The 12,469-nt window shown below is 64.0% G+C and carries 10 protein-coding genes and 1 pseudogene; 4 read left to right on the top strand and 7 right to left on the bottom strand.

The annotated features are described in order from the left end of the window. Positions 1-83: 83 nt before the first annotated feature. On the top strand, positions 84-524 hold the full coding sequence (locus AArcSl_RS16210) for a hypothetical protein (protein WP_119821473.1): 441 nt from the start codon (positions 84-86) through the stop codon (positions 522-524). Between the two features lie 184 nt (positions 525-708). On the opposite strand, the pseudogene AArcSl_RS16215 reads toward AArcSl_RS16210, so the two are convergent. Next, positions 709-1,357: pseudogene (locus AArcSl_RS16215) on the bottom strand (HVO_2922 family protein). 336 nt (positions 1,358-1,693) lie between these two features. Continuing rightward, positions 1,694-3,109, bottom strand: coding sequence for a M28 family peptidase (locus AArcSl_RS16220; RefSeq protein ID WP_119821475.1), 1,416 nt, complete (start codon positions 3,107-3,109; stop codon positions 1,694-1,696). A 97-nt stretch (positions 3,110-3,206) separates the two neighbouring features. On the opposite strand from AArcSl_RS16220, the gene radB reads away from it, so the two are divergent. Beyond that, entirely contained in the window at positions 3,207-3,920 is a 714-nt protein-coding gene (gene radB / locus AArcSl_RS16225) for a DNA repair and recombination protein RadB (protein WP_119821477.1), read from the top strand. 73 nt (positions 3,921-3,993) lie between these two features. Here radB and AArcSl_RS16230 read toward each other — a convergent pair whose 3' ends face one another. Further along, a complete protein-coding gene (locus AArcSl_RS16230) occupies positions 3,994-6,828 on the bottom strand; it encodes a hypothetical protein (RefSeq protein WP_119821479.1) in 2,835 nt (944 codons plus the stop codon). A gap of 143 nt (positions 6,829-6,971) precedes the next feature. Then, complete coding sequence (locus tag AArcSl_RS16235; protein WP_133412188.1) at positions 6,972-7,412, bottom strand: hypothetical protein; 441 nt, start codon at positions 7,410-7,412, stop codon at positions 6,972-6,974. 209 nt (positions 7,413-7,621) lie between these two features. Between AArcSl_RS16235 and AArcSl_RS16240 the strand changes: the two genes are divergently transcribed. Further along, positions 7,622-8,548: a winged helix-turn-helix domain-containing protein gene (locus AArcSl_RS16240; protein ID WP_119821483.1), complete on the top strand. Its 927-nt coding sequence runs from the start codon at positions 7,622-7,624 to the stop codon at positions 8,546-8,548. 61 nt (positions 8,549-8,609) lie between these two features. Here the strand turns inward: AArcSl_RS16240 and AArcSl_RS16245 are convergent, their stop codons facing one another. Together AArcSl_RS16245 and AArcSl_RS16250 are read right to left on the bottom strand one after the other, a co-directional pair. Further along, positions 8,610-9,392, bottom strand: a complete 783-nt coding sequence (locus AArcSl_RS16245) for a metal-sulfur cluster assembly factor (protein WP_119821485.1) — start codon at positions 9,390-9,392, stop codon at positions 8,610-8,612. 2 nt (positions 9,393-9,394) lie between these two features. Next, positions 9,395-10,447: an amidohydrolase family protein gene (locus tag AArcSl_RS16250; protein WP_119821487.1), complete on the bottom strand. Its 1,053-nt coding sequence runs from the start codon at positions 10,445-10,447 to the stop codon at positions 9,395-9,397. A 97-nt stretch (positions 10,448-10,544) separates the two neighbouring features. On the opposite strand from AArcSl_RS16250, the gene AArcSl_RS16255 reads away from it, so the two are divergent. After that, positions 10,545-11,588 carry an NAD(P)-dependent alcohol dehydrogenase gene (locus AArcSl_RS16255; protein ID WP_119821489.1) on the top strand — a complete coding sequence of 348 codons (1,044 nt, stop codon included), beginning with the start codon at positions 10,545-10,547 and terminating at the stop codon, positions 11,586-11,588. A gap of 30 nt (positions 11,589-11,618) precedes the next feature. Here AArcSl_RS16255 and AArcSl_RS16260 read toward each other — a convergent pair whose 3' ends face one another. Further along, on the bottom strand, positions 11,619-12,461 hold the full coding sequence (locus AArcSl_RS16260) for an alpha/beta fold hydrolase (RefSeq protein WP_119821491.1): 843 nt from the start codon (positions 12,459-12,461) through the stop codon (positions 11,619-11,621). Between the last annotated feature and the right edge of the window lie 8 nt (positions 12,462-12,469).

The raw sequence follows: 12,469 nt of genomic DNA on the forward strand, positions 1-12,469 counted from the left end.
GGACATTCTGTTACCTCAACTGCTGGTTCGACCGATTCCTATCGCCCAACGGATTTACTAGTGCTGCAATATAGTTGGTACCTATGTCGTCAGTCCAATACCTCGCACTGTTGGGCCATACGCTTGCGGTAGTGATACTCGTGGGATCGACGGTGATGATGACATTCATCGTCGTGCCAGCAGCTCGCCGCGGACGAATGTCGAGTCCTGCCACTCGATCGATCGGACAGCGGTTTAGTATTCTGACGGCGATCGCTGGGGTCGCGGTGTTGCTCACCGGTGCATATCTCACATCGCTCCAGTATACACTGACGGCTATCGTTACGACGTGGTCCGGGATGCTTGTAATCGCGTCATTTCTGTCCTGGATCCTCCTAGTGGCGCTTTTGCTGGTCGGCATTGATCGGTTTGCTCGCTCGCTGGCGCTTGGAAAGCCGGTGCAAGCAGCGAACCGGAGCCGGCGCTGGTTCGCGAGTGCCGTCGTCGTTTCGATCGTCGGCGTAGCCATCGGAACTGCGTTCTGACAACCGTGTCCACAGTTCCGAGGTCCCTTTTTCAGTCATTATAACCAGACGGCAGCGCTGTATCTTGCACGACAAAGAGCAAATCTGTTGTATCCGGTAGCATGGCTGGCGGTTAGTTCGTACATCATAGGAGAGGTGGTTCAGTGACAATCCGCAGTCGATAACTGCGTCGCCACCTCCAGAGCTATTCCGGTTCCACTATCGGTGCACCGGTCGTATTAGTCTGGACGCTTGCCAGCCCCTGTTTGGCCTTCTGTTTGGACGAGTACCCCTCACTGCTGTCGGCGATGATGTTTCCGTTGTCGTGACGGAGCCGCCAGCGCCACTTCCCTTCGCTGTCCTCGTACAGTTCGAACGTCGCGTTGCTCCCCCCCCTCCTCCGGCGCTTCCTCGTCTTTCGACTGGTCGACGATATAAGCGCCGGACGCGTTCTTCCTCACGCTCTCGAGTCCCTGTTTTGCTTTCTGCTTCGAGGCGTATCCCTGGCTGCCGTCGGCGATGATGTTTCCGTTCTGGTGGACGAGCCGCCAGCGATAATCGCCAGCGGTGTCCTCGTAGACTTCGAAGCGGGCCTTGCTTGCGACGACGTCCGTCTCGACATCGCCGCTCGCTTCCGCCCATTCGAGTTCGAGATCCAGGGAGACGTTTCCCCCTTCGCGTTCGAGTGTGACCCCCAGTTCCGATTCCTCCGGCACATTGACGGCCACGTTCTGCTCCTCGTCGATCGGAACCTTCTCGCCGCGTCTCAATCGGTGGGCGAGTCGCTGAAAGAACGATGCAATCCGGCGTCGTTTGCGCGGGCCCTTCTCCTCGTGGATTAGTTCGTCATCCATATAACGACAATCGGAGTAGGAACGGCGTAATTGTACGCATTAGTCACAATTATAACAACTCGAAGAGAAAGTCCAGCCCGTTAGGATCGAAATAGATCCGATACGACCCGGACATGCTGAACGTGTGATCCGTGTCTCGCAGACGTCGACGAACCGAACGAGAACTCCCTCGACTGTCGGCGGTCACTACGTATGGACTACAACGAATATTCGCCCCTGCCAACGAAAAATGCCGGCCGCAAGCTTGCTGAACTCACGCTCCGAGTGTTTCATACCGAATTCACCATATCTATCATCCCATACACCGGATGCTGTGAGAATCTGCGCTGATCGCTCTCAGTCCCAGTCGTCCGGGAGCCGACCGCCGACCTCGAGTTCCTGAATGTAGCCGTCGTCCATCTTCTCCCGAATCCGCTGTGAGGTCGTGTGTGTCGGTTCGACGTCGTCGTCTGCAAGCCGGTAAACGGCCTCCGTCACTAGCGTCACCACTTCCGTGAGATCCCGGGGATCCAGTTTGTCCAGCGTGTCGGCATGGGTGTGGCCCCAGCCGCGACCGGACTGCTCGGAGGTGGTCGAAACCATCACCGCGGGGATTCCCTCCTGAACGAACGCCCACTGGTCGCCGTGTGGGGAGATCGTATCGCCAGTCGAAAGCGGCGCGTCGTAGTCGTCGGTGACCGACTCGAAGACGTCGCCGATCGTCGCGAAGCCGTTCGTCCCCACCCGAAGGTTCCGAGAGTTGCAGGCGCCGTCGAGATTGACGACGCATTTGATCCCCTCCTTCGGGAGCGTCTCCGCACAGTGGTACGCCCCCCACAGCCCGATCTCCTCGGCCCCGAACGTCGCGAGTCTGACCCGGCAGTCGAGGTCGTCGGCGGCGCGGGCGAGCAGCCGACCGATCCCGGCGACCGCCGCACAGCCGGCGGCGTTGTCGTTGGCGCCGTCGCTGATGTCGTGGCCGTCGACGTGGGCCGTTACCAGCACCTCCCGATCGGCCTCGGCCGGACCGATCGTCGCCCGGACGTTCCTGGAGGTCGACGGCTCGTTCCGGCAGTCGACGTCGAGTTCGACGACTGGCGCGTCGTTTCCGCCGTCGTCGTTCCCGCCCTCGTCGTTTCCGCCGTCGCCGTTCCTGCCGTCGTGATCGGCCGCGAGGCGAGCGAGCCGATCGCCGACCTCAGCCGAGACGCCAACGGCAGGGATCGGCCCCGGCCGTTCGTGGTAGCCGATCTCGCCGGTCGGCGGGAGCGCACCCTCGATGTGGTTCCGGAACACGAACCCTGCTGCACCCCGATCGGCGGCGTTGACGTACTTCTCCATCCGGTGGATCCACCGATCCGACGACGACGGGCTCTCGCTGGAGGCCATCACGATCGCGCCCTGCAGCTCCCCTTCCGCGTCGGCAAAGTCGTCGTACGATCCCGTGCCGACATCGACGAGAGGACCCGAGACTGTGTCGGCGGGTGTTCCGGGCAGTGCGATCACCTCGTGGCTCTCCTCGTGGGTGCGCTCGAGAGGGCCGGAGATCCGCAGGGTGGACTCGCCCCGCCACCACCCCGGAATCTCGAACTCCACGATCTCGGGGTCGTCGAGACCTGCCGAGTCGAACGTCTCACGAACGAGTTCCGCGCCCCGACGCTCGCCGTCCTGGCCGGCCATCCGGTTTCCCACGTCTGTGAGGTCCTCGAGCAACTCCCACGCGAACGAACTGGTCCGTGCGTCGCCGACGACGGCCTCCGAAAGCTCCGTCATACCACCCCCTGGGGTCCCCCGGCCCTTCATGCTGCGGGTCTCGGAACCGGGGACGCGAACGCGGCACTTTTTATCGGGTGGCGTCGAACGTCCCCCCGTGAGCGATCCCCTCCCGGTCGGCTGTTCGGCGATCGACGACCTGCTGGGCGGCGGCCTCGAACGCGGCACCGTCACGCAAGTGTACGGACCGCCCGCCGCCGGGAAGACGAACCTCGTGCTTTCCGCGTCCGTCGAGGTCGCTGCCGAGGGGGGACGGGTGTGTTATGTGGACACTGAAGGGCTCTCGGTCGACCGGTTTCACCAGCTACTCGAGGCCCGAATCGACCGGCCACACGTCGAGGAGTCACTGGAGGAGGTCGCGGGACGGCTCGTTATTTCGGACGCGTACGACTTCGAACAGCAGAAACAGGCCGTCCGGGACGCCGAGGACCTCGCGCCCGACCTGGAGCTGATCGTCCTCGACAGCGCGACCGGCTTCTACCGGCTCGAACGTACCCTCGAGGCCGACGAGGACGCCGGGGAGTCGCTCCGGGCTGTCGCCCGGCAGGTAACCCACCTGCTGTCGCTTGCGCGCAAACACGACCTCGCCGTCGTGATCACCAACCAGGTGTTCACGGATCCCGACAGCGACCGGGCGAAACCGCTGGGCGGTCACACGCTGGATCACTGGACTGGCGTGATCCTCCGGCTGGATCGGTTCCGCGGCGGCAACCGCCGGGCCACCCTGGAGAAACACCGATCGATGGCTGCCGGCGAGTCGACGACGTTCAAGATCACCGGCACGGGGCTTTCCGACGGCGATGGGATCTGAGAGCCCGTCCAGAATCGATCGATCTGCTGGGCTCCGATCGTCCGGGTGTCCGACCGTCGTGACGACCGTCCCGTCACCCGTTCGAAGCCAGTTCCTCCCGGTAGAGGACACGCGAGTTTCGGAACAGGACGATGATCTCCCGCAGTGGTTCGGCGTCCGATGTCGAATCGGAATCCGGCGCCGGTGATGAATCCGACCGCGGGTCCTCCTCCGACGCCTCCACCTCAAAGGTCGCCTCGTCACCCTCGGCAACCTGGTCGGCGTCGCTCGCCCGGTCCCACGGGATCGGTTGAGGAATCCCCGGCGGTGCGACGACCGACAGGTAGCCCGCGTCGATCGGATCGCCGCCGGTGTGGATGACGGTTATCTCTTCGCTCTCGGAGTCGTACTCCGCCTCGAACGACACCTCCGGGGCAATCACGTGTTCGCCGACCTCGCGCGACTTGTCGGGTGCGGTCCACTCCGCGCTGAGGGTCGTTCCGCCGGGGAACGTCCCGAGTTCGATCGTCGCCTCGCGCTCCAGTTCGTCGTGGACGTCGTCGGGCTGGACGTCCGCAGGATTACCGTCGACCAGCAACCGGAACTCGTCTGCGTCGCGAACGACGCGATCCGTGTACACTGCGGTGACCTCGCCGTCCGCCTCCCGGAACGTGAACCCGCGCCTGGGTTCGGTCGCGAAGTGTGCTACCGTCCGCATCGTGGTGGCCTTCTCGGACTCGACACGGACGGAAACAGTGATGCGGTCCCCGATCTCCGCGTCGATATCGACTGCGTCGTCGGACGTCAATTCCTCGTATTCCTCCGCGAAAACGGTCTCCGAGTCGGTACCGCGTGCGGACGGACCGCGATGGCGAACGTGGATCCGTTCCGGGTCGACGGGCTGTGCGCCGCGGTAGGTGAGCGTCATCCTCTCGCTTTCGGGGTCGTAGGTGGCTTCGATGGCGTCGCGGGCAGTCGTCGTCCCGCCGAGTCGGTGTTCCCGTTCGGGATGGATCCACACCAGTTCGACCCTCGCCATCGCCGGCACCTCGACGGTGAACGCGTCACCCGAGGAGAACTCCTCGAACTCGTCTGCGGGCTGGATGTCCGCCGGTTCCATGTCGATCCGGAGTTCGAGATCGTCGGCGGGAATCGCCTCGCCGTCGCTGTGTTCGATCCTGACGGTTCCCTCGTTTTCGTCGTACTCCATCGAGGCACGGACGCGAGGCGTGACGACGGTGTCGGCGACGACGACAGTGTCGTCGGGTTCGTGCCACTCGACAGTCAGGTGGCTACCGACGGGGAACTCCCCGAGTGGGACCATCTCCCCGCGGGCGAGGGTGTCGACTTCGTCTGCAAACTGGACGTCTGCCGGCTCCCCGTCGACCAGCAGCCGGAACTCCTCGGCGTCCCGCTCGAGTTCGTCGCGGTAGCGAGCGATCATTCCCTCTTCGGGGTGGTTGTGGAGGTGGATCCGCGGTGGTGACACACGCAATCGTCCCAGGGGCCGACGGTGAACGCCCGGCACCGACGGGACGTCGACCTCGAGTGTTACCCTCTCCTCCACGCCGACGTCCTCGACGGCGAAGGTGTCGCCGGCGGCGATCTGTTCTCCTGCATCGGCGAACGGCTCGTCGATCCGCCGGATCCCGTCGTCACTCCGGTGTGTCACTGCAAGCTTCGCCGGATCGGCGTCCTGCACCCCGACGTAACTGATCTCGACGAGCCGATCCTCGAAGTCGTGCTCGAGTTCGAACGCCTCCCGGTCGACGGTTTCCGAGGCGTACACGTACTGGACGTTGCGCTCCTCGTCGAACCACCGGAGCACGGCAGTTCCGACCGGACCCGTTGTGACGGAGAGAGTATCGCCGGCTTCGAACGCGTCGAGTTCGTCTTCGGGTTGCTCGTCGACGCGCTCTCCGTCGACCCACAACTCCAGTTCCGTCGCCGGGACGGCATCACCGTCGGCGTGTTCGAACGTGAGAGTCGTCGACTCCCGGTCGAAAGATGTCCGAACCCGGGCGTCGGGAGCGGCGTCGCGATCGCGCTCTGGCGGCGCCTCCACAACTGCATTCACCCGGACGGCGCCGCCCGGTCGAGTGATGTCGGATTCGACGACGTGACCGGGATCAACGTCGCCGATGATCCGTCGTATCGCCTCCTCCTCGAGGTCGACACCGTCGACCGGGAACAGGAGGTACTCGTGTTCTGCGGTGCCCTCGAGGTCGAACGGGTGCGCCTCGAATCCACCACCGAGGGCCCGCAACCGGCCGGATGCAGTGAGCGGATAGCCAGTTCCACCCGGGTCGGGAACGAAAAGGATCGTCCCGTAGTCGCCGAACGCGTCGATCGTCGTCTCGGCCTCGTCGTTATCTTCGAGGAACCGGTCCGCCTCGCCGGTTGCCGCCCGGGCCATCGCGACCGCGGCCTCCAGCCGATCGTCTGTAGTCTCGCCGCCGGCGAACGCCGCGTGTCCCTCGACCGCCGCAATCGCGACGTCGTCCGCGTCAGCGACCGCCCAGTCGTTCACCTCCTCGTCCGGGTCGTCGACCAGCGTGTCGAACTCGCCCGCGGCGACGCCCAAACGGCGTCGATAGCTCCCGGGAAAAACGGAAACGAGATGCGTCAACTTCCCCGGAGAGACGTCCAGCGCATCGATCGCCACACGCGTCTCGTGTGGGAGATCCGACGCGTCGACGTCGGCGGCGTCGTCGGCATCGACGTCGACCGTCTGCACGACGACCGTCCGGTACTCGGCGTCGACGACATCCGCCGACGGCAACGGTTCCAGCAGGTCAGTCGGATCGGACTCGGGTGACGACTCGTCGACGTCGAACGGAACTGTTCTGTGGGGTTCGAGCAGTCCAGCCAGCGCGGTCAACGTGAGGGCGCTTCCGCCGAGGAAGCCACGTCGCGTGTTGGAGGGCATGGACGCTACGAACGGTGGGACTAATAAAGCGGTTGGGAAGACTCAAACGCTCGTCTCAGTGTGGCTGATTCCCCACGACACCGCACACCGGATCAGGGAACAAAGGAGCGTTACTTCACCGGAGACGTTTGACATCCCCTCGCTCACGCGCCACCGTCGCGCCAGTACAGTCGGCCGAGCCCGTACAGAACGAAGAGCACGCCGAGTGCACCGAGCGGTACAGTGAGGATCGTCGGGAACAGCGCCTGCTCGGCGAACTCGACCAGTTCGATCCGATACGCCTCGCCCTGATAAATCACGACGTCGAAATGGAACGGTTCGTCGTCGCCATACGAGTAGTACATTCCCTCGTGGACCATCGTACGGACCCGATCCTGGTCAGACGACGACAGGTCGGTGAACTCCTCGACGCTCCAGTCGTGTTCCTCGATCTCGGGGTCGTCGATCGCCACGGCATCGAAGCCGTACCGCGGCTGACTGATGTCGAGCGCCGGCACCACGAACACACCGACGAGGACGAGGAGCACGCCGACGATCACGAACGCATGTTCGCGATGAAGGTCCGATACTGGGCGGGAGGACATCGATACGATCAGCTCCACCGTCGACCGAAATAAGTGTATTTCATGGTGAAACTGACGTTTTTCTATCCGCCGAACTGAGGGGGAGACGGTCGAGACCGTATTGAAGGAGTTCCGGAAACGAATACACTATCGGATCCTCGTCCACCTCCCGGCGCTCAGCCTCTTGGTCTACAGAGAACAATTATCACTCTGTGTCCCCATCACCGGACATGGCGGAGGACAGTAACTCACCGGACGCAGGCGTCGGTGACCCCCTCGACCCCGCAGCGGTGTTCTCCTCGCTGGGTAACGAGACCCGGCTTTCGATCGTGAGTGCCCTCCACGAGGAGGCCCCGGACACGCCTGTCCAGTTTTCGGCCCTCTACGACCGGATCGACCTGGACGACAGCGCCCAGTTCAACTACCACCTCAAAAAGCTCGTCCCGCATTTCGTCACGAAAACGGGAGACGGCTACGACCTCACCGCCGCGGGCAGGCGGCTCGCCCGGGCGGTCGCAGCGGGGACCTACACCGAGAGCCCGACGGTCGAACCGTTCGACGTCGACGGCGCGTGCTACGCTTGCGGCGAGTCCCGCCTCCGGGGCGAATACGCCGAAGAGCGCTTTTTGATCGACTGCGACGCCTGTGGCGAGTCCATTCTCCGCGTGCACGTCCCACCGACGGTCGTCCGCAACCGCAGCCCGACGGAGCTCCTGGACGCCTTCGAACAGTGGTCGATCGCCCAGATCGAGCAGGCAATAGACGGGATCTGTCCGGAGTGCGGCGGAACGGTCGATCCCCGCGTGCAGACCGAGATCGATGACCGGATCCCCTTCGACGCAGTCGCAGAGTACGGCTGTACCGTCTGCGGTCGACGGGCTGTAATGTCGTTCGGCTCGATCGCCTACCGACACCCGGACGTCCAGGGGTTCCACCGACGCCGGGAGGCGTCGTTCTCGGATCGGCGGCTCTGGGAGATCGGCCAGTACGTCGGCGGCGAGGGTGTTACGGTACGATCCCGGGATCCCTGGCTAGTCCAGGTGACCTTTCTCGCCGACGGTGACGCCTGTCACGTCGAAATCGACGGCGACCTCGAGGTGAAACGCGTCGAGATCGTATCCGACGGGGCGCCGGCCCCGGAAGAGGAGAGCGACTGAGGCCGGGTCGGCGATTGCGAACACCGCGTGGGCGCCGACCGTCTCGTCAACCTGTATTCCCCTACTTGTCGTCGCCCCGCCTGTGGCGAGACTCGTGGAGTGCGGCGCAGACGCTCCCCTGTCCAGTCACGTTCACGCCGGCGGCACGGGCCCGCGAGTGAACGACGTCGAACTCCTCCGGATCGATCGGTTCGCCGTCGGGATCGGCGAACAGGCAGTCGTCCGTCGACGTGACGATCCCCGTCTCGCGCGCTTTCTCCAGGTAATCGGCCAGCGGTTCGTCGTCGATCACGGCGAACACGGCGCCGCCACGCAGCGACACGGCGGTGCCGACCGTATCGGAACCCCGATCGAGATGGTCGAGAGTGAGGTCGACGATCTGTCCCGGCGCGATTCCGGCGTCCAGCAGCGCCTCGACGGCGGCGTGCTGCCGGGCGAGCCGGGCCTTCTCGTCGAGCTTTCTGCGGACCTCCGCGACGTCGTCCTCGGCGGCCGGAAACGTCTCCACGAACGACCTCCGGTCGTTGACGCCCTCGGTGATCTCCGCGGCGTGCATGTGGTCCCGAAGTTCGACAGTCACGTCCGTCACGTTGGGTAACGAGCCCACCTCATCGCGGATCCCGGTCGCCATCATCCACGCGAACGCGGGCGAACACCAGGCCGTCGGCAAGACAAAGCAGACCGCCACCTCCCCGTCGTCGATCCGGATCTCCTCGACGTACTCCAGTTCGACGATCGACCGGTCGAGTTCGGGATCGTCGACACGCCGGAGGCGCTCCCGTATGGCGTCGCGGTCCGGCACCGTCGGTTCCGTGCCCGTTTCGGCCGAGTGCGTACCGGACATCGTCAGTCGGCCGCCGACCCTTCGTACTGTCCACCGAGATCGAATTCCCGGCTGATCTGGTCGTCCTCGAACTGGGCTTTCTTCTCTTCGATGTCGATGTCGTACAGCTCGGCCGCGTTCTCTCCCATGAACTTCTTTTTGACCTCGGTCGTGAGTTCGATCCCGTACTCGTCGCGCTGTTCGGGGGTGAGTTCCGCCTCCATCACCGTCGGAATCAGCCAGTCGGGCTCCCAAAGCGCGTAGTCGGAGCCGAACAGGATCCGATCCTCGCCCAGCCAGTAGAGGAGTTCGCCCATGATTTCGCCGAACTTCCGCGGGCGGTTCTGCGCCATCGGCGCGGCAACCGCGAGCCCGCCGTAGACGTTCGGCTCCTGGGCGGCGATCCAGCAGAAGTCGTCGAGTCGTGGGAGGCCGACGTGGTTCACGATGAAGTTGAGCTCCGGGAACGATGTCGCGGCGTCGTCGATGTCGCCGACATCGAAAGCGTCCTTGTTGAGCGGACGGATCGTCGGTCCCTTGTGGGCGTTGATGTTCTCGATCCCGAGGTCGGCACACAGCTGGAGGAACTCGAACGCCTCCTCGCTGTCGAGCCGCCATCCCTTCGAGTCACCCCGCCACTCCGCCGTGTACAGCTTGACACCCGGGATGTCGTACTCCTCTTTGAGTCGTCTGAGGTGCGCTTTCCCTTCCTCCCCGTCCCGCGGATCGAAACTACCGTTCAGGATGAACCGCTCGGGATACTCCTCGGCGAGTTCGGCGTTCTGGTCGGTCGTGTTGAATCCGTCGTCGTAAAACTCTGTGAGATAGGTCGACTGGAAGATCGCCATGTCGACGTAGCCGTCGCGAAACAGGTCCTCGACCATCCGTTCTTTCCCGTACTTTCGATACGTCTCCATGTCCCACTGCTCCTCCTCGGGCGTGAACGCCGTGTGGTAGTCGTAAAAGCACTGGATGAACTGTTCGCCCCCCTCGTGTGTGATGTTCTCCTCGGTCGCGTCCCAGAGGTGGACGTGGTTGTCGATCACGAACACGTCCTCGCCATCGTGTGTGTACATGGCAACCGTACCGTGGTAACATACCACAATATTACTTCTACCGATGATCATAGGCACGTCACTTACGCTTTAGTCCCGTGGTATGTTATCGTGAACCATGCAGGCTGCCAGACTCCACGAGTACACCGACGACATGAGCGAGGCGCTCAGCATCGACGAGGTGGACAGACCCGAGCCGACAGATCCCGACGATGTCGTCGTCGAGGTCGAGGGCGCGGGATGGTGCCAGACCGACAACCACATTATCGAAGGCATGTGGACCGAGTACGTCCCCCAGGAGCTCCCGCTGACACTGGGACACGAGAATGCGGGCGTCGTCGCCGCGGTCGGTGACGAGGTAGAACTGGTTTCGGAGGGTGATCCCGTAATCTGTCACCCGGTACAGACCTGCGGGACGTGTCGGCCCTGTCGGCTCGGGGAGGACATGTACTGCGAGAACAGCGCGTTCAACGGACTCACCACCGACGGCGGCTTCGCCGAGTACCTGCTCACGAATGAGCGTGCCGTCATTCCCCTTCCGGAGGGCGTCGACCCCACCGACATCGCCCCCCACGCCGACGCCGGGATCACGGCCTACCACGCAGTCAAGAAGGCCGTCGGAGAGTTGAATCCGGGCGATCACGCGGTCGTCATCGGCGTCGGGGGGCTGGGGCACATCGGCCTCCAGTGTCTGAACGCGATGAGCGCCGCCACGATCACTGCGGTGGATCTCAAAACGGAGGCACTGGAACTCGCAGGCGACCTCGGGGCCCACCACACCATCAACCCGGAGAACGAAGACGTGCCGGACGTGATCGAGTCACTGACCGACGGGACGGGAGCAGCGCAGGTGCTCGACTTCGTCGGCGCGGACGAAACGACCGGCTACGCTCCCGACGTCGTCGCCGCGGGCGGCGACCACCACGTGATCGGGTACGGCGGTCACGTCCACGAGCCCGCCCAGGCGCTCGTGAACGGGGAGTTCTCCTTCCGGGGAACGCTCGTGGGGAAGTACGCGGAGCTGCAAGAGCTCGTCGCGCTGGTCGATCACGGCGAGGTCGAACTCCACACCTCGCGGTACGACCTCGAGGAGATCAACACCGTCGCAGAGCAGCTCGAACATCGCGAAATCGAGGGGCGGGCCGTGGTCGTGCCGCCGTGAACTAGCCGGTGACAGACTGACGGGCCCCGTTCAGCTCAGGAACGTGCGGAGGTGGTCGACGAACGCATCCGGTCGGTCCTCGGGGACCCAGTGGTTGGCCTCGTCGAGCCCGACGAGTTCACACTGCGGGATGTCGCGCTCGAGCCGTTCGGCCCACTCGACCGGCTGGAACTCGTCCTCGAGACCCCACAGCAGCAGCGTGTCGGCGGTGACGTTTCGGGGGTCGACCTCGGTAGTGTGATTCGTGTTCGTCGCAATCGCGTTCCGGACGAGCGAAGTCACTCCGTCCTCGGAGTTCCAGGGGGCTTTCATCCCCTCGACGAACGCCTCGTCGGGGTCGTCTCCCCACAGTGTCTGTCGGAACAACCCGTCGAGCATGCCCTGGATCTCCTCGGGGCTGTTCTGGCGGGCGGATTCGGGAAGTCCGAGGTCGGTGATCGTCTGAATCGGCCACGAGTCGTAGGCGACGGAGTTCGAGAGGACGAGCCGCTCGACTGTGTCCGGTTCGTGGCAGGCGTACCGGAGGAACACGCCGCCGCCGAGGTCGTGACCGACGAGAGAGACGGTGTCGAACCCGAGATCGGCCAGCAGTCCGTCGATCGCGATCTCCTGGGCCCGTAGCGACCGATCGAACCCGTCGAACTTCGAGGAGTTACCGTATCCGATCATGTCCGGGGCGACCACGTGATGTTCTTCCGCGACGGTCGAGACTGCGTGCCGCCACAGGTACGAATTGGTCGGAATCCCGTGCAGGAAGACCACTGGGTCGCCGTTCCCCGTGCCGGCCTCGTAGTAGGCGACCTCCAGGTCCTGCCCGTCTACGGTCAGCGTCGTCGATTCCTGTGCGTCGGACCACTCCGAATACGATTGCATTATTGGGT

It is taken from the genome of Halalkaliarchaeum desulfuricum (assembly GCF_002952775.1).
Lineage (GTDB): Archaea > Halobacteriota > Halobacteria > Halobacteriales > Haloferacaceae > Halalkaliarchaeum > Halalkaliarchaeum desulfuricum.